The following is a 19445-nucleotide window of genomic DNA, read 5'->3' on the forward strand; positions in this document are numbered from 1 at the left end:
GGCAGGTTCCCTCCCGGCGACGGTCGCACCGATGATCGCCATTTTCAGGTGGTTCCTGACCCCGGATTCCCCGATTTTCGCCGGTCATCGCTTCGGGCGCGCTCGATGGCTGTCCGCGGGGCACCGGTGACGCGCGAAGGCCCGCCTCCCCGGAGATCACTGGGGAGACGGGCCGGATAGGTGGTGCGCGGCCTGAACAGCGCAGGCTAGACCGCGCCGGCCGCCGCTCTGCCGGCGGAAACGACCTCGACCACGCGTAGGTCCTCGTCCAGCACGACGAGGTCCGAGCGCCGGCCGACGGCCAGGTCCCCGACGTCGTCCCAGCCGACGGCGGCCGCCGGCGTCGTCGACGTCTGCTGCACGGCCGACATCCAGGCCCCGTGGTCGACGACGTGCTCGTCGTCGGCCCCGCCGGCCGGCGCGGCCCCGCGCAGCGCGCGGCGGAAGAGTGCGTCCATGGTCGCTGTACTCCCGGCGATCGAGCCGCCGCCGGCGACCCGGGCCACGGAGTCGCGGACCTCGACCCGGACCGTCCCGAGCTCGAAGTCGCCGTCGCCGAGTACCGCGGCGGACATCGCGTCGGTCACGTACGCGACCCGCTCGTCTCCGACCGCCGACCGGACGTGGTCGAGCAGGCTCGGGTGCACGTGCACGCCGTCGGCGATGAGCTCGACGGTCACGCGCGGGTCCTCGAGCAGGGCCGCGACGGCCCCGGGCTCCCGGTGGTGCAGCGGGGGCATCGCGTTGAACAGATGCGTCCCGACCCGCGCGCCGGCCCGGATCGCCGCGCGCGTGGTCTCGATGTCGGCGTCGGTGTGACCCACCGCCGCGACGGCCCCGGCGGCCGTGATCGCGCCGATGGCGTCCAGCGCGCCGGGCAGCTCGGGGGCGATCGTCACCATCCGAATGTGACCGCGGCCGGCGGCGAGCACCGCTTCGACCTCGCCGGGCGCGGGGCTGCGCAGCCAGGCGGTGTCGTGCGCCCCGCAGCGGTCCTTGCTCAACCACGGGCCCTCGAGGTGGATGCCCCGGACGACGCCGGACTCGACCATGTCCGCGAGCAGCCGCACGGACGCGAGCAGGCGTTCGGGTGAGAGCGTCACGAGGCTCGCCATCGTCGTCGTGGTCCCTTGCCGCAGGTGCGTCTCGCGGGCCTGCAGGATCGACGCCGTGTTGGCGTCGGTGTAGGAACCCCCGCCGCCGCCGTGCACGTGGATGTCCACGAATCCCGGGACGATCGTCGCGTGCCCGTAGTCGACGTCGACGCGCTCGTGGCGTCCGGCGCCGACCGCGATCACCGTCTCGCCCGAAGTCTCGACCCAGCCGGGTTCGTAGACGCGGCGGGCGGTCACGACGCGCGCGGCCGCCCGCACCACCGTCGCGCTCATGAGAGCTCCTCGTCCTCGAACCGCTGCCACGCCGGCCGGTTCGCGTGCGTGTACCGGTAGTAGTCTGCCAGCTCCAGGCGCGCCGCGGCGGCCTCGTCGACGACGACCATCGCGTGCGGGTGAAGCTGCAGCGCCGAGCCGGGGCACATGCTGCTCAGCGGGCCCTCGACCATCGCGTGCACCGCGTCGGCCTTCGACGCCCCGGTCGCCACGAGAACCAGCTGGCGGGCGTCGAGGATCGTGCCGAGGCCCTGAGTCACGCAGTGCGTCGGGACTTCGTCGGGTGAGGCGAAGAAGCGGGCGTTGTCCGCCCTGGTCTGCGGGGCGAGGGTCTTGATCCGGGTCCGCGAGGCGAACGACGACGTCGGCTCGTTAAAGCCGATGTGCCCGTTGGCGCCGATGCCTAGAATCTGCACGTCCACTCCCCCGGCGTCGCGGATCGCACGCTCGTAGGCATCCGCGGCGGCATCGAGGTCCGCCGCGGAGCCGTCCGGGACGTTCACGAGTTCCGGGGTCAGCCCGACGGGCTCCGTCACGACCGTTCTGATGACGGAGTGATAGCTCTCCGGGTGCTCGAGCGGCAGGCCGACGTACTCGTCGAGGGCGAAAGCCCGCACGGCGTCGACCCGCAGGCGACCCGAGTGCACGCGGTCGGCGAGGTCCGCGTAAATGGCCAGTGGGGACGATCCCGTGGCCAGGCCCAGCACTGCCTCGGGCCGGTGTCGGATGACCGAGGCGACCTTGGCGGCGGCGATCCGCCCCACCTCAGCGGCCGAGTCTGCGATGACAACCTGCACGTTTTTCTCCTTGGTGTTACGAGATGGGGGAAGGAAGGTGGGTTCCGGCGGCGAGGGCGACCGCACCCTGGACGGGGTCGGCGTCGAGCACGCGGACGTCGTGCAGGCCGTGCCCGGCGAGCCGGTCGCGCACGTGCCGCTGCAGCAACGGCTGATTCACAGCCATCCCGCCGGCCATGACGACTGGCAGGGGCCGCGTCCCGGCAGCCGAAGGGACAGCCGCGAGGCGTCCGGCAACGCGTGCGACGAGGTAGACCAGCGCGTCCGCCGCGCCAGCGACGATGACGCTGGCGGCCGGGTCGCCGGCGGCGGCCCGCTCGAAGACCACGCGGGAGCGGCTCGCCCAGTAGCGGCGCTCCGGTGTCGCGTAGAAGTGCCCGAGCAGTTCCCCGGCCCCCTGCAGTCCGCAGTCGGCCGCGAGCTGCTGGGACAGCCGGTCCGGCCCGTCACCGAGATCGATGAGTTCGAGCGCGTGACGCACGGCGGCGCGGGCGACCCAGTACCCGCTGCCCTCGTCGCCGAGCAGGTAGCCCCACCCGCCGACGCGGGCCTCGCACGCCGCCTCACCGCCGCCGCCGGCCACTCGGCCCCACGCGACCGAACCGGTCGCGGCGATGAGCGCGATGCCCTCGTCGAGCCCGGCCGCGGCAAGCAGCAGGGCCGTGTCGTGTACGACGGCGATCTCGGCGCCCGCCACGTGCTTCGCGAGCAGCCCGGCGAACACGGCGCGTGATTCGTCGGTGTCAGCCCCGGCCACGCCGGCGCAGACCCGCGCCGGGAGGGGGTTGCCGTCCGCGAGGCGGGCGAACACCGAGGCCAGCTGGCGTCCGGCCTCCTCGACGCCGACCGAGGACGGGTTCGCGCTGCCGGCGAGAACCTCGGCGGTCTGCACGCCGTCGATCGTTAGCACGGCATGAGTTTTCGACCCGCCGACGTCGAGTCCGACGACGGCGCCCGGGGCCCGCGTTCCGGCGGCGGTCATGCTGCGCCGTTCGGGTGGGCGGCGCGGCCGGCGGCGCTGGCGTCGTCGTCTGCCTCCGCAGGCCAGTTGCCGCCGTTCTCCCAGTAGCCGGCGATGTCCTCAAGCGGGCGGTTCTTCGTCTCGGGGGCGAGACGATGCACGAAGACGAAGGCGCCGACGGCCAGCAGGCCGAAGACCACGAAGGTTCCACCGCCGCCGAGCCGCGTGAGCATCGTCAGGAAGATCGCGGCGACGGCCGCGTTGGCCATGAGGTTGGCCGTGAGCATGGCGCTCGCGCCGAGGGAGCGCAGGTGCGAGGGCAGGGACTCCCCCGCGTAGACCCACACGAGCGAGCCGAATCCGAACGTGAAGCCGACCGTGAAGAGGATCAGGCCGACGAAGCCGAGGACCGTGAGGAACCCGCCGAAGTTGTCTCCGAGCATGAACGTGGCCACGAGCAGAGCGTTGGCGATGACCATGATGCCGATGCCGATGAGCAGGATCGGGCGGCGACCCATGCGATCGATAAGGCTGAAGGAGAGGAACACGGCGAGCAGACCGGCGACCTGGACGAGCGCGGGCAACCCAAGCAGTGCGGCGTTGCCCTCGAAGCCCATGGCCTCGAAGATGCGCGGGCTGTAGTAGACGATCGCGTTGATGCCCGTGATCTGGACGAAGAAGCCGAGGCCGACCACGAAGACCGTGGCGCGCAGGTACGGATGGCGGATCAGGGCGCGCCAGGTGTTCTGCCGGGGCGAGTCGTTGGCCTCACGCATCTCGGCGAGCTCCCGGTCGACGAGGGCCGCGTCCGGCTCGACGCGCTCGAGGGTGCGGCGGGCGTCGTCGTACCGGCCGCGCATCGCGTACCAGCGGGCGGTGTCGGGCAGCTTCGCGATGAGCAGCGCGATGATCACGCCGGGGATGAACGCGGCGGCGAGCATCCAACGCCAGTTCTCGCCCGCGGCGAGGGCCCAGGCGACGAGGTAGCCGAGGATGATGCCGACGACGGTCGCCACCTGGTAGAGGACCAGGAACGCGCCGCGGACCTTGGCCGGGGCGGACTCGGCGACGAAGACCGGGACCACGACGACGGAGACGCCGATCGTCAGGCCCAGCAGGAAGCGGGCGCCGATGAGCACCGGGACGTCCCAGGCGAGGCCCGAGAGCAGCGAGAAGAGCGCGTACGTGACGGCGACGAGGACCATCGTCGACTTGCGGCCGATCCGGTTGGAGAGCGCGCCGGCGAAGAGCGCGCCGAAGATCTCCCCGATGACGACAGCGGTGGTCACGGTCTGCTGCTGGGCGACGCTGAGCGAGAACTCGTCCGTGACGAACAACAGCGCCCCGGCGATGTTCGACGAGTCGTAGCCGTAGATGATCCCGAGAGTGGCCGCGGCGACCGCGACCATGAGGCTCAGTCTCGAGGACTGGCGAATCTCTTTGACAATGCCCACGCTGGCATCCTTCCTGATAAGTGAGTCAAACGCCGTCGACTTCGCGGCATCCGGTTCATTGGTCTAGAAAACTAGACCAATATCGCTGGTGTTAAAATTGGCATAGACCAATATGATGTGTCAAGGATTACACCGAGGAAGGGGACGCGAAGAGCATGAGCCTGCCCAAGTACTACGAGCAGAAACTGCGGATCCTGGAGATCATCGGGACGTCGTCGCCGGGCACGATGATCCCCACCGAGCGCGAACTCGCGGAGCGGTTCGAGACCTCCCGGACCACCGTCCGCAAGGCCATCGCCGAACTTGTCGTCGAAGGACGGCTCGAGCGCACGCAGGGGCGCGGCACGTTCGTGGCGGACCCGAAGAAGATCCACGTGCGCCAGATGACGTCCTTCAGCCAGGACATGACCGGCTACAAGACCGACAGCGTCGTCCTGGACCTGGAGCGCGTCCCGGCCACCGAAGAGATGGCCGTCCACCTGGACGTGCCGGCCGGCTCGACCGTCACCCGACTGCGCCGCCTGCGTCGGCAGGAGACCGAGCCGCTCGCCATCGAGACAGCCCACCTGCCCGGCGAGCTGTCGGGGCTCGAAGCGGAGTTGGCCGAGCGCGGATCGCTCTACGCGACGCTGCGGGAGGCGTTCGGGATCGACATCTCCGCCGCTGAGGACCATATCGAGACGGCCCTGGCCGCCGCCGGCGACGCGGAGGTGCTGGGTGTCGATACGGGCCACCCGCTGCTGCTGGTCCACCGCACCGCCTGGGACGAGCACGGCCGGGCCGCCGAGTGGACGCGCGGTCTGTTCCGCGGGGACCGCTTCCGGTTCATCGCGCGCATCAGCAAGTGAGCGCCATTCACGGCCTACGCCCAGCAATTCTGCGTACCTTGTGGTCATGACCGGTCTCGATCCTGCCGCCCGCCTGTGGGCGCCGCGGCACCGCGGCTGGAAACTCGCCCACCACCTGCTGCCGGCCTTCGTCCTGGTCGCCGTGCTGCTCGGTGCGGGCATCTGGGGCCTCTCGGCACAGGAATGGCTCATGTCCACCCCACTGCTCGCGCTCGGCCTAGGCGTCAGCTGGTCGATCGTGCGCGAGTACCGCCGCGGCGGCGGCGACGTACCCCCGGAGACCGCCGCCGTCGTCACGTCCACGGGCCGCCGCGCGGCCACCCGCTTCGCCACGACCCGCGCCTCCGCCTACACGGGCGGCCTCACCGTGGGCGTCGCCGTCGTCACGCTGATCAGCGCCTTCGCGCTGGGAGCGGACACGATCACCGAGTACGACGGCGCCATGCACCTGCTCCCGATCCTCGCCTCCGTCATGCTGCTGGGCGTGGGACTGACGGTCATGATCGAGGGGATCCGGATGCTCAAGCTCTCGACCGAGCAGCGACCCGGGGTCTACCTGACGCGCAGCCGGATCGTACTCGTGGGTCAGCAGCCGAGCACCGAACTGTTCTGGAAGGACATCACCGGCGTGCGCGCCGAGGACCCCGCCAAGCACGGGCCGCTGGGCCAACGCCGGCCGCTCGGCGAGCGCGGCCCGAGCCGGATCGCGGTGCGCCACCGACCGGACGGAGGCGCGAACGAGGAGCGCATGACGATTCTCGTCCAGTACCTCACCAGCGACCCGAACCTGCTGCTGGCCGCGATCGAGCACTATGCCGCGACGCCTGCGGAGCGGCCGAAACTGGGCACCGACGAGGCGCTGGCCGGGCCGCCGGCGGCGCCAGACTCTCCGCCAGCGTTCCCGCCGGCATCCCCGCCGGCCTGACTCTGTCCGCATCGCGGAACTCTGCCTTGTAAGAGCAGAGTTCCGCGATTCGGGCAGAGCCGGAGCGCGGACGGCGCCGGGGCGGTTCCTGAAAGTCATCGTTCACAATTCCTGCGGGCTCCGCTAGCATCGTTTCTGGCACCCTGTGCGCACGGTCACGTTTCGTTCATCCGCTCGCAATGTCCGTTCGCTTTGATGGTGTCCTGACTTTCATCCACTCCACCGGGGGACTTCATGCCCAAACGCACAGCCGGTCGCGCCTCGACGCGCTCCGGACTCACTCGTACGGCCGGGGCTGCGGCAGTCGCCGCGCTCGGCACCGCACTGCTGGCACCGACGGCGAGCGCCGCCGTCGTACCGGTCGAGATCGACCTGATCTCCATCAACGACTTCCACGGCCGCATCTCAGAGGACCTGTTCAACGGCAGCGTCGGCGCGGCCGCGATTGGCACCGCCGTGAAGGCCTTCGAGGCCGAGAACCCGAACACCCTCTTCGTCTCCGCCGGCGACAACATCGGCGCGTCGACGTTCGAGTCGATGTCCCAGGACGACAACCCGACGATCGACGCGCTCGGCGCCGCGGGCCTCTCCGTCTCGGCCGTCGGCAACCACGAGTTCGACCGCGGCTTCGACGATCTGACCGGCCGCGTCGTCGACCGCTGGGCCGCCTCGACCGGCCTGCCCGGCGGCGACCTGACGCTCGGCGCCAACGTCTACGCCAAGGGCACCACCGAACCCGCCCTGCAGGAGTACGCGATCCGCGAGTTCGACGGCGTGAACGTCGGCTTCATCGGCACGGTCACCGAGCAGACCGGCACGCTGGTCTCCCCCGACGGCATCGCGGACATCGAGTTCGGCAGCCAGGTCGAGGCGGTCAACCGCGTCTCCGCCCAGCTCTCGGACGGCGACGACTCTAACGGGGAGGCCGACGTGATCGTGGTCCTGACCCACGACGGCTCCGAGGCGGAGGACTGCGCCGCGGTCGCATCGGTCGAGGGCGGCTACGGCGACCTGATCCGCAACGCCTCGGCCGACGTCGACGCGTTCTTCTCCGGCCACACCCACATGGGCTACGCGTGCCAGATCGCCGGGCCGGACGGCTCGGAACGCGCCGTGCTCCAGGGCAACGACTACGGCAGCACGTTCAGCCACGTGAGCCTGTCGGTCGACCCCGCGACGGGCGACGTCGTGGATTCCGCAGCCGCACTCGTCAACCTGGCCGAGCGCGGCTACGAGGCCGACCCTGAGATCCAGGCGATCGTCGACGAGGCGGTCGAGCAGGCGGAGATCGTCGGCGGGCGCGAGCTCGGCATGATCTCGGACGACATCCTGCGCGGCGGGGCCGTGCCCGGCGACGACCGCGGCGTCGAGTCCACGCTCGGCAACCTGGTCGCCGACGTCCACCTGTGGGCGACGTCCAACGACTCCTACGCGGGCGAGCCCGCCGTCATGGCGTTCATGAACCCGGGCGGCCTGCGCGCCGACCTGCTTTACGGCGAGGACGGCGTGGTGACCTTCAAGGAGGCCGCCGACGTCCAGCCGTTCGCGAACACGCTGATCACGATGGACCTGACCGGCGCCCAGATCAAGGACGTGCTCGAGGAGCAGTGGCAGCCGGGCAACGACCGGCCCAAGCTGCACCTGGGCATCTCCGAGGGCCTGCAGTACTGGTACGACGACGACGCCGAGCACGGCGCGCACGTGACCGCCATCGAGTTCGGCGGCGAGCCGCTGGACATGGACGCGACCTACCGGATCGTGACGAACTCGTTCCTCGCCTCGGGCGGCGACAACTTCACGACCTTCGCGGACGGCGCGAACCGCGCCGATTCGGGCCAGGTCGACATCGACGCGACCGTCGCCTTCTTCGGCGCCCACGACGTCGTCGACCCGGCCCCGCTCGGCCGCGCGGCGGTAGCCGAGGAGCCGACCCAGACGCCGGAACCGACTGAGGAACCGGCTCCGAGCGAAGAGCCGACTCCGAGCGAGGAGCCGAGCGAATCGTCCGAACCGACGGTGAGCGAGAGCCCGAGCACCTCGGCCGACCCCACCGTTGAGCCGACCACTGACGCCCCGAGCAGCCAGCCCGCGGACGACGGCGAGCTCGCCAAGACCGGCGCCACCACCGCGTGGCTGGTCGGTGCAGGATCGCTGCTTCTGGTGCTCGGCATCGTGCTGATGATGCTGCGCCGCAACCCGGCGGCGAAGCACTAACACGACGCACCGCAGACGGCGGGCGGGAGGCCACCACCGTGGTCCCCCGCCCGCCGTCGTCGTGTTCCCGGTACTGTAGAACGCGATGAACAACGACGAATCCTCACGCGGCTGGCTCGCCGAACGCCTGCTGCCCGGCGGCACCGAACCGGACCCCCGGTTCACCCTCGCCAACGAGCGCACCTTCCTGGCGTGGATCCGCACGTCGCTCGCGTTCCTCGCCGGCGGCATCGCGCTCGAGGCCTTCGCCCTCGACCTGTTCAACGAGGACTTCCGCCGCGGTCTGGCGGCCTTCATCATCGGCGTCGGCCTGCTCATCGCGCTCGGGGCGGGCGTGCGCTGGCTGCGCGTCGAGCACCGGATGCGCCAGCGCAAGCCGCTGCCGCTGCCGCTCATCGTGCCGCTGCTCGGCCTCGGATCCGCGCTCGCGGCGGCGACCATCCTCGTCGTCCTGGCCCTGGAGTAGCCGTGCCGGACGCGCCCGCTCCCCCGCCCACTCCGACGTACCACGGCGACCCGGGCCTGCAGCCCGAGCGCACCATCCTCTCGTGGGGGCGCACGATGCTCTCCATCACGGTCGTGGGCGCCGTCTTCCTGCGCTGGCTCCCGCACTACGGTGGCTGGATGGTCGGGCTCGCGGTGGCGGCCGCCGTCGTCGCACTCTCGATCTACGTGACCCAGCGCGTGCGCTACCGGCGGCAGGCGGGCGGGATCCGCGAGGAGGCGCTGCAGGCGGACGTCGTCGCGATCATCGGCACGACGGCGGCCGTCGCCGTGCTCGGGGTGCTCGGGATCCTCGCCGTGCTCACGACGACGCCCTGACCAGCTCGGGCACGTCAGTGTTACCGTGCGGTAGTCTCCGAGAGGACACGCACTGACAAAGGAGTACGCATGGGCATCTGGTTCGGATCGCCGGCCGTCGCCGATATCGCCGCGCTCAGCGCCGGGACGCTGAGCGAGCACATCGGCATCGAATTCACACACCTCGGCGAGGAGACGATCACCGCTTCCATGCCCGTCGATCCGCGCACGGTCCAGCCGGCAGGCGTCCTGCACGGCGGCGCGTCCGTGGTCCTCGCGGAGACGCTCGCCTCGGTCGGCGGGCATCTGACGGTCGACCCCGAACGCTTCCAGGTCTTCGGCCAGGAGATCAACGCCAACCACGTGCGCCCAGGCCTTCCCGGGCAGACCGTGCACGGCACGGCGGCACCGCTGGCGATCGGCCGCCGCTCCCAGGTGTGGGAGGTCAAGATCGTGAACGACGACGGCAAGCTCGTCTGCGTCTCGCGCTGCACCCTCGCGGTGGTCCCCCTCGACCGGTCCGACCGCCCGTGACGGCTCGGCCCGCGCGGCGGATACTGCGCTGGACCGCCGGCGTGCTCGGCGGGCTGCTCGTCGTCGCCGTCGCCGGCCTCGTCATCTGGAGCCAGACCGGCGTCTACGCCGCGGAGGAGGGCGCGGCAGCCGCCGTGCGGGCGAACGCCGAAATCGCCGTCTCCGAGGACTCCGGCTCGCTGACCCTCGCGCCGGTAGACGCCGGTAGCGGTGCGGGTCTGGTCTTCACCCCGGGCGCGAAGGTCGAGGCGTGGGCGTACGCCGCGAAACTCCAGGAGCTCGTGGCTGAGGAGGGGATGACGGTCGTGATCACGAAGCCGTGGCTGAACCTGGCGTTTTTCGACCCGCGACCCCTGGACGCATTCACCGCCGGGATCGACGGCGTCGACTCCTGGCTCGTAGGCGGGCACTCCCTGGGCGGTGTCCGCGCCTGCCAGCTGGCCGAGAACGCCGACGGCCTGGTCCTCTTCGCGTCCTACTGCGCGGCCGATCTGAGCACCCGGGACCTTCCCGTGCTCAGCATCGCCGGATCCGCCGATGGGCTCTCGACGCCGGAGAAGATCGCCGAGGCGCGCGGACAACTGCCGGCCGACGCAGTGCTGGTCGAGATCCCGGGGGCTGCCCACTCGTCGTTCGGGGACTACGGGCCTCAGAAGGGCGACGGCGTGCCGGACATCAACGATGCGGCGATGACCACGGAAATCACGGAGCTGATCAGCGACTTCGTCTCCCCCTGAGACCCCGACTGGTCCGCGCCTTGGTCCCGGACCGGCGGGCAAACCTCAAGATTTTGCAATCTCTCGCTTCCTCGAAGAACGTCCGTCTTTCACGCTGACGTAGGCTGGCGTGCTGTTCGCCCTGCAGACCATTCGAGTCCACGAGGGCATCTCGACGTGCCTTTGGGGAGGACACTCACATGAATCTCAGCACTCCTACTTACGCCGCTTCCGACCAGGGACTGGACCGCCGCTCGGTGGTCACCGCAGCAGCTTGGTCAGTGCCCGTCATCGCCGCAGCCGTCGCCGCGCCCATGGCGGCCGCATCCGGCACCAGCACGTCGTGCGCCGTGATCCCGGTCGGCGGTTTCGAGGTCATCGGTGGCACTCTCAGCAGCAACGGGTCCATCGGATCCTCGCCGGAGACCGACGGCAACTTCGGCACGGGCTGGACCCCCGCCAAGGAGCCCGCCGGCGACTCGAGCACGGGATACACGCAGACGGATTACGCCGTCGCCCCGGCGCCGGCCAGTTGGTGGCAGGGCGGCGGCGAGGTCGCCGAACCTGGTTTCCTCTCCCTCGATGACCACAACAATACCGACGGCGCCTCGCAGGAGCCGGTCACCGTAGCGCTGCAGTTCGCGGTCGACGTCACGGCCGGAACCACCTACGACTTCGTGCTCCCGATCTACACCGCGGCCGGCTACCTCGGCACCCAGCACCTGGATGTCTCCATCACGGGCGCCGGAGTCTCCCTGCCCGGAGTCGTCCAGGGGTACGTGGGCGACAAGTCCATCTCGGTGGTCCCGGCAGCAGTCGAGGATTACCCGGTGCTGGGCGCATCGCAGACGCCGGCCGTCTCGTTCACACCATCGTCGAGCGGCCTCGTCTTCTTCGCCTACACCTTCACCCTGTCCTACGTCAGCGGCGGCGCCCGGCAGAACGCCGACATGCTCGTCCAGGCGCCCCAGCTGACCAGCTGCGTCTGACGCATTCCGTCGTCATCGCCCCGCCCTCGTCGGCAGGTGTGGAAAGCTCGTGACATGGCCAATTCGCGCATCGTCATCACCTACTGCACCCAATGCAACTGGCTGCTGCGCGCCCAGTGGTATCAGGGCGAGCTGCTCCAGACATTCTCCGAGGAACTCGGCGAGGTCGCTCTGGCCCCGGCCACGGGTGGCGTCTTCCGCGTCGACGTCGACAACGTGCCGGTCTGGAACCGCAAGCGCGACGGCGGCTTCCCTGACATCTCCGAGCTCAAGCGACGGGTGCGCGACGTCGTCGCACCCCGCAAGCACCTCGGCCACATCGACCGCGCCGTGCTCGGGGACCCCGAGGACTTCGACGACCTGAACTGAGTCCCGCCCGCGGCCGCCCTATCCTGCGAGAGCCAGGGCGGCCGCGGAGCCGAGCCCCAGGAGACCGACGACGGGCGTCCAGTAGCGGTCGTCCGCGCGGGCGAACCCGGTGTTCCGCACCCGCTTCGTGATGCCCACGTAGCGGCCCTCGCCGACGACGCGCACGGCAAGGACCACCAGCGCCGCGATCGCACACCAACGCCAGAGCGCCCCCTCCGCCCCGAGGACGAGCGCCGCCACCACGACCACGTACGCGCCCAGCGCACCCGCAACGGCGAGCGTGGCCCCGCGCCCCGGCCGGCCCAGCGGCTCTCGGCTCCCGGATGCCTGCGGCAGCGCATCCCGGAGCCCGCGCCGCACTCCGGCCGCCCAGGCGATGTGGAACCCCGCGGCGACGGTCGCCGCCGCTGCGGCCGCCGCGACGACGGCGATCAACAGCGAGGTCGGCAGCGCCTCGGCGGTCCCGAGCGAGAGCACCCCTGCCGCCGTGAACAGCGGCCAGGCCAGGTGACCGGGCAGGCAGACGTGGATCGTTGCGGCGGAAAGCAGGCAGACGAGCCCGAACGCGACGCCGGCTGGGGCTCCCAGCAGCGTCGCGGAGAGACCCCACCACGCTAGCGACGTCAGGTGCCACGCCCCGCGCAACAGGCGCTCGGCCGCGCCCCGGCTGAGCGCAAGCTCCCACGACCCGGCGAAGAGAGGACGCAGCACGACCCTTTCGCCGAGGATTGAGTGCAGTACCCCGACCAGGATGAGCAGTACGGCAGCGGCGGTATTCATCGGACCCTCCATACGGTGGCGTATGTTCACAATAAACATACGGTGGCGTATGGTCAAGGGCATGGCTTCCCTCACCGCCGACGACTGGATCCGCGCTGCCGCCGCGCACTTGGCTGCCAACGGGGTCGACGCCGTGCGCGTCGAACCACTCGCCGCCGCGCTCGGGGTCTCCAAAGGCAGCTTCTACTGGCACTTCACCAACCGCGACGCACTGCTCGACGCCGTGCTCGAGTGGTGGCGCCGCGCGGGTGTCTCCGACGTCGTCGCGCAGCTCGAGCAGGTCGAAACCGAGCCGAAGGCCAGGCTGCGCGCCCTGCTGCTGCGGGCGTTCGCCCACCGGGACTGCGGGTTCGACGTCGGCGTGCGCGCCTGGGCAGCCCGGGAACGGCGTGCGCACGAGGCGGCGCGCGAGGTCGACGGCGTGCGCACGGACTACGTCGTCAGCCTGCTCCGCGCGGCCGGCGCCCCGGACCCCGAGCGACGCGCCGCCGTCGTCTATCGAACGCTCCTCGGCGACTACGCGCTGCGTGCCGCGGGGGCCGCGGGCCTCGACGGGCCAGCGGTGGAGGACCTCACATCGTGGGCGCTCGGGCACCACTGATGTGCCTCGTGGGGCACCGCGCCGGCCGTCGTCGCGGGGGCGCTACTTGAGGAGCTGCTTGTAGGGCACGGACGAGTCGGCAAGCCGGGCGGGATCCGCCGCAATCCCCCGGTCGATGAGGCGCCGGGCCACGCGGACCGCCACCCCGCCGTCGATCGCCGCGGCGCCGACGACCCGCTGTCCGTCTCCGGCCGGGGCGAGCCGGAACGCTGCCTGCACGCGTCCCGATGCGTCGGCACGGGTGACAGTGGTCTCGCCCGCGCTCATGTCGCCGACGCCCTCGACGTGCACGCCGTACCGGTCGGACCAGAACCACGGCGCCGTCGGCGCGGGCGGCTCCTGGCCCAGCATGGCGGCCGCCGCCGCAGTCCCGGCGTGCATCGCGTTCTCCCAGTGCTCGGCCCGGCGGCCCAAAGTCCCGTCGTCGTACCGCGGACGCGCGCAGTCACCCACGGCCCAGACGCGCGGGTGGCTCGTGCGCTGCCCGGCGTCGGTGAGGACGCCGCCGTCGACGTCGAGTCCCGCCGCTTCGGCGAGCGCCGTTTCCGGCTCGATGCCGATCCCGACCAGCACGACGTCGGCGCTCACCACGGTGCCGTCGGCGAACTCGATGCTGTGCTCACCGGCGGAGGCGCGGATCGCCACCGGCGCGGCGGTGACGACGCGGATCCCCGCCTCGGTGTGCATCGCGTGCAGGCGCTCGGCGAGCTCGCGGCCGATGGCGGGGACGAGCGGCGGATCGACGGGCTCGATCAGCGTGACCTCGGCACCGAACCCGCGGGCCGCCGAAGCGGCCTCGGCTCCGATGAGCCCGGCGCCGATCAGCGCCAAGCGGGTCCCGGGCCGCAGGCCGGACCGCAGCGCCTCCGCGTCGGCGCGCGTGCGCAGCACGAACAGGGAGTCGAGGTCCCCACCGGGAATCGGAAGCGTGCGGGCCCGGCCGCCGGTCGCGAAGACCACGCGATCCGCGAACAGCCGGCCGCCGTCGGACAGCGTCACGGCGGCCCGGCCGTCGTCGTCCGCGGGATCCGGCAGGTCGACGGCGGTGGCCGCCGCCGCGTAGACGTCGACGTGACGCTCGGCGAACCAGTGGGGCTCGACGAAGTGCAGCTGCTCGGCGTCGATGCCGCCGGCCAGGAACTCCTTGCTCAGCGGCGGGCGGTCGTACGGCAGCCCCTCGGGGTCGACAACGGCGATGGCGCCGGCGAAGCCGCGGCCGCGCAGCTGCTGGACGACGGTGAAACCACCCAGCCCGCCGCCGATGACGATGACCGAGTCCACGTCAGTCCTGCGTCGGAGCGGGTTCGCCCGGGTAGAGGATCAGCTCGCCGTCGCGGACTTCGACTCGGTGGGTGCGGGCGTTCTCGGTCGCGGGCAGGCAGAGCGCCTTGCCGGTCTTCAGGCAGAAGGCCGCCGCGTGCAGCGGGCACTCAACCTGCGCGTCTTCGATGAAGCCGTCCGCGAGGGACGCCTCCTCGTGCGTGCATTCGTCGTCGAGGGCGTAGAAGTTCCCGTCTTCGGCGTGGAAGATCGAGATGTCCACGCCGGTGCTGTTGTCGCCGCCGTCGAGGACGCGCGCCTCGCCGGCCGGGATGTCGTCGACGCTGCCGATGTTGATGGGTTGGCTCATGATTCTCCGTACGTAGTCGCGGCCTCTCACCAGCACCCTACCTACTGATGAGGGGCCGCGGCACCACAGTTCACTGCTGGGGAAGCACCATGGCCTTCAACGCGTTCGGTTCGCGGCCGTTGACGGTCATCGCGGCCTCGGTCTCCGCGAGCGGGAACCGGTGGGTGATGACGGAGTCGACGTCGACCGCCCCGGAGGCGATGAGCTCGAGCGCGGCCGGGTAGCAGTTCGCGTACCGGAAGATGCCGGTCACGGTGAGCTCGCGACCCTGGATGAGCGGCACCTCGATCGGGACCGTGTCGGCCCCCATGCCGACGAGCACGACCCTGCCGGCCGGCGCCATCTGCCGCATGCCCGACGTCACGGCGGGCGCGGCACCCGAGCACTCGAGCAGGACGTCGTATTCGCTCGTCTCACCCGAGTCCGCGCGCCGGGTCTCGAATCCCAGGGCGGCGGCGGCGTCGAGCCGGAAGTCGCTCAGGTCTGTGACGACGATCCGGCTGGCCCCGAAGGCGCGGGCGACCTGCGCCGCGAGCAGACCGATCGGCCCGGCGCCGGTGATCAGGACGCGATCCCCCAGGCCGACGCCGGCCTTCCGGCAGGACCACACGCCGACCGAGACGGGCTCGGCCATCGACGCCCGCTCCGCGTCCACGCCGTCCGGTGCCCGGTGGGCGAAGGAGGCGTCGATCACGACGAAGCGGCTGATCGCGCCGTCGACCGGCGGGGTCGCGAAGAAGACGACGTCGGGGCACAGGTTGTAGCGTCCGGCCAGACATTCCGTGCAGTCGCGGCACGGCACGCCGGGTTCCATGGCGACGAGCTCGCCCAGCCGCGACTCGGGCACACCGGCGCCCACGGCGCAGATCCGGCCCGCCGCCTCGTGCCCGATGATCATCGGCTGCTCGACGACGAAGTCGCCGATGCGGCCGTGTTCGTAGTAGTGCACGTCGGATCCGCAGATGCCGACGGCCTGCACCTCGACGAGCACCTGGCCGGCCGCGGGCTCCGGCACGGGCCGGTCCTCGATCCGCAGGTCGTGCGTCGCGTAGAGGACCGCGCTCGGGTTCTTCTCAGTCATTGCTCTTTCCTTTCAATCCGGGGCCGACGCATCGGCTCCCCCACGCGAGTGTCTATTCGCCCGTCACAGCGCCGAGGGTCAGGCCGGTGACGAGCCACTTCCGCACCGCAAGCCCGACCAGGATCATGGGCACCACCACGATGGTGCCGATGGCCGTGAGCTGCCCCCAGTCGACGCCGGTCTGGGTGACCAGTTGCGTCGCGGCGATGGGCAGTGTCTGGGAATTCGGGCCGGAGATGACCGTCGCAAACGCGTAGTCGTTCCAGGCGAAGACGAGGCAGAGGACCGCCGTCGTCACCATGCCCGCCTTGGTCAGCGGCAGGGAGACGTACCAGAACGTCTGCCACGGGCTGCAGCCGGAGACCTTCGCGGACTCCTCCAGGGAGGGCGGAATGGCCTCGAAGAACGCGCTCATGATCCAGATCGCGAACGGCAGGTTGAAGCTCAGGTACGCCAGGATCAGCCCGGGCAGCGTGTCGAGCAGCCCCGCGAACCGGAAAACCAGGAACAGCGGCAGCACGACGGCGGCGATGGGAGCCATGCGCGTGGAGATGAACCAGAAGGACAGGCTCTTCTTGCCCTTGAACGCGGTGCGGGCAAGCCCGTAGCCGCCGAGGGTGCCGAGCACGGTCGCGATGACGGCGGAGCCGACGGCGGCGATGATCGAGTTGATCAGGTACGGGCTGAGGTTGTTGGCCCCGGTGAACAGGTTGACGTAGTTCTGCCCGGTCGGGGTGAAGAACCACATCGGGTCGGCGGAGGTGACGTCGCCCGAGCCCTTGAAGGAACCGAGGAGCATCCAGAGCAGCGGCACGACCGTCCAGAGCAAGGCGGCTGCTACGAAGACCCAGGTGAGCAGGGTGCCGAGGGTGAGGTTCTTGGCCTTGGGGCGCAGGGAGAGCGCCGGGCCGAAATTCCGAGCGGCGTCAACGGCGGGTGCAGCGGACATCAGTTCTCCTCCTTCTCGCCCATGAGGCGAACGAAGAATCGGGCGATGAGGATGGTCAGCACCAGCATCATGATGCCGATGACGGCCGCGTAGCCGAGGTCGAAGAACCGGAACGCGGCTTCGTACAGCCGGACGGGGATGATCTTGGTGGCATCCGCCGGCCCACCGTTGGTCGTGACGTAGATGATGTCGAAGTAGCGCACCGCGTCCATGGAGCGGATCAGGATGGCAACGAGCAGGATCGGCCGGATCGACGGCAGGACCATGTGCCAGAACTTCTTCCACTCGCTTGCGCCGTCGAGGGAGGCGGCCTCCAGAACGGACGGGTTCACGCCGGAGAGCCCGGCGAGCGTGATGAGGGCGATGAGCGGAGTCCATTCCCAGACGTCCATCAGGACGACGGCGGCGAACGCCGAGACCGGGTGGCCGAGCACGTCCTGGGTGATGCCGATCGACTGCAGCAGGTTCGCATACAGGCCGAACGTGGGGTCGAGCAGGTAGCGGCCGAGCAGACCGACGATCGAGGGGGCCACGAACATGGGCAGCAGGATCAGCGGCAGCACGAGCCCGCGCCCGCGGACCAGCCGGTTCAACGCGACCGCGATGGCGACGCCGAGGACGAGCTCGATGCCCAACGTGGAGACGAAGAACGCGAGCGTGGTGGCCCAGCTCTTCCAGAGTTCGACATCGCCGAAGGCTCGGGCCCAATTGTCGAGCCCGGCGAATTCGAGCCGGAGGCCCCCGAGCAGCCGAACCTTGGAGAAGCTCATCAGGATGAGCATGACCAGCGGAATGATGGAGAGGACACCGAGCAGGGTGATGCCCGGGGCCATGAGCCAGCCGGTGAACGTGATCTTTCGCGACCCGGCCGGCCGCGTCGCCCTGTCCGGTTGGACGGACGCTTGGACTTCGGTACGGGAGACACTCATGCCGCCCACCCCCTAGCAACGATTCCGTCGATTCGGTTCTTGGCGTCGCTCATGGCCTGCCGCGGATCCTTCTGTCCGGCGAGCATGCGGGAGACTTCGGTGAACAGGGCCGTGTCGCACTCGTTCCACATGGGGATCTTGGGCCGGAGCCCGATCTTCTCGTCCTCCCAGGCCACGCTCATGGTCTCCGCCGTGAGCATGTTCGGTAGCTCGGTCGGGCGCTCGGCCGCCGCGTTGACCTCGGGCAGCTCGTAGACGGAGGTGCGGGTCGGCGTGCCGCCACCCGCGGTGGACTTGAGATTGTCCAGCTGCGTCTGCGGCGCCGTCGCCCAGTTGACGAACAACCAGGCGGCGCCGCGGCGGACGCCGGAGGCGGTGGCGCTGATGCCGATCCCCGTTCCGCCGAAGTGGTTGCTGGTGCCTTTCGGGCCCCGCGGCATCGGCGCGTAGCCGACCTTGCCGGGCAGCTCGGATTCGTTGGGGGCCGCGAACTCGTGCCAGTTCGGCGCCATGGCGATCTGTCCGGCGCGCAGCGCGGCGCCGACGCCGTCCCAGTCCCAGCCGAGCGATCCCGGGTGAGCTATGGAGATGAGCCGGTCGTAGAACTCGGCCGCCGCGACCGCCTCCTCCGAGTCGAGCAGGCAGGGGCCCGGATCCTCCGTGCCGCGCAGCCCGACCTCGCGGCCGTTGGCGAAGTAGTCCCCGCCGTAGGACCACAGGACGTTGGAGAAGTCGCACATGAGCGAGTCGTGCTGCTTGGCCTGGTGGCCAGTGCCGTAGGGGATCTCGTCCACGTTCTGGTTGATCCATTCGGCGATCAGGTAGTACTCTTCCCACGTCCGCTCGCCCGACGGAGTCGGATCGAATCCGAGATCGGCGGACATCCTCTCGTGGTACTTCTCGAAGATGTCGATCCGGTACTGCCAGATCATCGTGGGGCAGTCGTACGGCAGTGCGTAGATCGCGTCCGAGTCACCGAACGTCCCGCACGCCTCGAGCTGCGTCGGAATGAAGTCCTCGAAGCCGCCCTCCACGCCGGGGTACGAGGGATCTTCGGCGAATTCGCGCAGGTCGGCGAACCCGGCAGCGTAGGGGGCCAGGACCTGATACGGGTCAGCGTAGATGACGTCGTATTGCGCCTGGCCGCCGGCCAGGTCGAGGGCGACCCGCTGCACGAGAGCCTGCAGTTCGAGGCTCACGATGTTGACCCTAATCCCGGTAAGGTCCGTGAATGGCTGGAGGTTCGCGGCGATTGCCGCGGTCGGTGCGGTGTTCTCCGAGATGAAGTTGATCGTGGTCCCGGCGAAACGCCGCCAGGGGTCCGTTCCCGGGGCGAGCGTCGGTACGGGGGTCGTGGCGGTCGTCGTGCCGCAGGCGGTCAGCCCGCCCAGGGCTGCGAGCGAGAGTCCGCCGGCGCGGAGCATCTGTCTCCGCGTCAACGCTGGTGCGCGTGTTCTCATGATGGTCTCCTCGGATGTT

20 protein-coding genes and 1 pseudogene are annotated in these 19445 nt (G+C 70.4%); 10 read left to right on the plus strand and 11 right to left on the minus strand.

The genetic code is table 11. The annotated features are described in order from the left end of the window. Window positions 1–206: 206 nt before the first annotated feature. The 4 genes and pseudogenes from nagA to EV380_RS11990 form a co-directional block, all read right to left on the minus strand. Complete coding sequence (nagA, locus tag EV380_RS11975) at window positions 207–1388, minus strand: N-acetylglucosamine-6-phosphate deacetylase (protein WP_130451333.1); 1182 nt, start codon at window positions 1386–1388, stop codon at window positions 207–209. Next, the gene (gene nagB, locus EV380_RS11980; protein ID WP_130451334.1) at window positions 1385–2185 is read right to left on the minus strand and encodes a glucosamine-6-phosphate deaminase; all 801 of its coding nucleotides are present in this window, start codon (window positions 2183–2185) and stop codon (window positions 1385–1387) included. The genes nagA and nagB overlap by 4 nt, the downstream gene beginning before the upstream one ends. Window positions 2186–2201: 16 nt before the next feature. Beyond that, entirely contained in the window at window positions 2202–3167 is a 966-nt protein-coding gene (locus EV380_RS11985; RefSeq protein WP_130451335.1) for an N-acetylglucosamine kinase, read from the minus strand. Next, a pseudogene (locus EV380_RS11990) lies at window positions 3164–4636 on the minus strand (sugar porter family MFS transporter); the annotation flags it as partial. The pseudogene EV380_RS11990 and the gene EV380_RS11985, both read right to left, overlap by 4 nt. Before the next feature lie 119 nt (window positions 4637–4755). On the opposite strand from EV380_RS11990, the gene EV380_RS11995 reads away from it, so the two are divergent. The 9 genes from EV380_RS11995 (at window position 4756) to EV380_RS12035 (ending at window position 11996) form a co-directional block, all read left to right on the plus strand. Then, complete coding sequence (locus EV380_RS11995) at window positions 4756–5448, plus strand: GntR family transcriptional regulator (protein WP_130451337.1); 693 nt, start codon at window positions 4756–4758, stop codon at window positions 5446–5448. A gap of 46 nt (window positions 5449–5494) precedes the next feature. Continuing rightward, a complete protein-coding gene (locus EV380_RS12000; RefSeq protein ID WP_130451338.1) occupies window positions 5495–6373 on the plus strand; it encodes a hypothetical protein in 879 nt (292 codons plus the stop codon). Between the two features lie 234 nt (window positions 6374–6607). Then, window positions 6608–8587, plus strand: coding sequence for a bifunctional metallophosphatase/5'-nucleotidase (locus tag EV380_RS12005; RefSeq protein ID WP_130451339.1), 1980 nt, complete (start codon window positions 6608–6610; stop codon window positions 8585–8587). Window positions 8588–8672: 85 nt separating this feature from the next. After that, window positions 8673–9053: a YidH family protein gene (locus EV380_RS12010; RefSeq protein ID WP_102158785.1), complete on the plus strand. Its 381-nt coding sequence runs from the start codon at window positions 8673–8675 to the stop codon at window positions 9051–9053. Window positions 9054–9055: 2 nt separating this feature from the next. Beyond that, window positions 9056–9409: a DUF202 domain-containing protein gene (locus EV380_RS12015; RefSeq protein WP_102158786.1), complete on the plus strand. Its 354-nt coding sequence runs from the start codon at window positions 9056–9058 to the stop codon at window positions 9407–9409. Window positions 9410–9478: 69 nt separating this feature from the next. Next, entirely contained in the window at window positions 9479–9922 is a 444-nt protein-coding gene (locus EV380_RS12020; RefSeq protein ID WP_102158787.1) for a PaaI family thioesterase, read from the plus strand. Beyond that, a complete protein-coding gene (locus tag EV380_RS12025) occupies window positions 9919–10659 on the plus strand; it encodes an alpha/beta hydrolase (RefSeq protein WP_242607605.1) in 741 nt (246 codons plus the stop codon). The genes EV380_RS12020 and EV380_RS12025 overlap by 4 nt, the downstream gene beginning before the upstream one ends. A gap of 179 nt (window positions 10660–10838) precedes the next feature. Next, window positions 10839–11627 carry a hypothetical protein gene (locus tag EV380_RS12030; protein ID WP_130451340.1) on the plus strand — a complete coding sequence of 263 codons (789 nt, stop codon included), beginning with the start codon at window positions 10839–10841 and terminating at the stop codon, window positions 11625–11627. 54 nt (window positions 11628–11681) lie between these two features. Continuing rightward, window positions 11682–11996 (plus strand): Rdx family protein, encoded by a 315-nt coding sequence (locus EV380_RS12035; protein ID WP_130451341.1) that lies wholly within the window; start codon window positions 11682–11684, stop codon window positions 11994–11996. An 18-nt stretch (window positions 11997–12014) separates the two neighbouring features. Here EV380_RS12035 and EV380_RS12040 read toward each other — a convergent pair whose 3' ends face one another. Continuing rightward, on the minus strand, window positions 12015–12776 hold the full coding sequence (locus EV380_RS12040; protein ID WP_165391949.1) for a DUF3995 domain-containing protein: 762 nt from the start codon (window positions 12774–12776) through the stop codon (window positions 12015–12017). A gap of 61 nt (window positions 12777–12837) precedes the next feature. Between EV380_RS12040 and EV380_RS12045 the strand changes: the two genes are divergently transcribed. Next, on the plus strand, window positions 12838–13377 hold the full coding sequence (locus EV380_RS12045) for a TetR/AcrR family transcriptional regulator (protein WP_165391950.1): 540 nt from the start codon (window positions 12838–12840) through the stop codon (window positions 13375–13377). A 42-nt stretch (window positions 13378–13419) separates the two neighbouring features. Here the strand turns inward: EV380_RS12045 and EV380_RS12050 are convergent, their stop codons facing one another. The 6 genes from EV380_RS12050 to EV380_RS12075 form a co-directional block, all read right to left on the minus strand. Beyond that, window positions 13420–14658, minus strand: a complete 1239-nt coding sequence (locus EV380_RS12050) for an NAD(P)/FAD-dependent oxidoreductase (protein ID WP_130451344.1) — start codon at window positions 14656–14658, stop codon at window positions 13420–13422. A 1-nt stretch (window position 14659) separates the two neighbouring features. Next, on the minus strand, window positions 14660–15007 hold the full coding sequence (locus EV380_RS12055) for a bifunctional 3-phenylpropionate/cinnamic acid dioxygenase ferredoxin subunit (RefSeq protein ID WP_102158793.1): 348 nt from the start codon (window positions 15005–15007) through the stop codon (window positions 14660–14662). A 70-nt stretch (window positions 15008–15077) separates the two neighbouring features. Next, window positions 15078–16088, minus strand: coding sequence for an NAD(P)-dependent alcohol dehydrogenase (locus EV380_RS12060; protein WP_130451345.1), 1011 nt, complete (start codon window positions 16086–16088; stop codon window positions 15078–15080). A 52-nt stretch (window positions 16089–16140) separates the two neighbouring features. Then, window positions 16141–17037: a carbohydrate ABC transporter permease gene (locus EV380_RS12065; protein ID WP_130451346.1), complete on the minus strand. Its 897-nt coding sequence runs from the start codon at window positions 17035–17037 to the stop codon at window positions 16141–16143. Continuing rightward, entirely contained in the window at window positions 17037–17966 is a 930-nt protein-coding gene (locus tag EV380_RS12070; protein ID WP_207219416.1) for a carbohydrate ABC transporter permease, read from the minus strand. The genes EV380_RS12065 and EV380_RS12070 overlap by 1 nt, the downstream gene beginning before the upstream one ends. Then, window positions 17963–19426, minus strand: coding sequence for an extracellular solute-binding protein (locus tag EV380_RS12075; protein WP_130451348.1), 1464 nt, complete (start codon window positions 19424–19426; stop codon window positions 17963–17965). The genes EV380_RS12070 and EV380_RS12075 overlap by 4 nt, the downstream gene beginning before the upstream one ends. Window positions 19427–19445: the final 19 nt, after the last annotated feature.

It is taken from the genome of Zhihengliuella halotolerans, from assembly GCF_004217565.1.
In the GTDB taxonomy this organism is placed as follows: Bacteria; Actinomycetota; Actinomycetes; order Actinomycetales; family Micrococcaceae; genus Zhihengliuella; species Zhihengliuella halotolerans.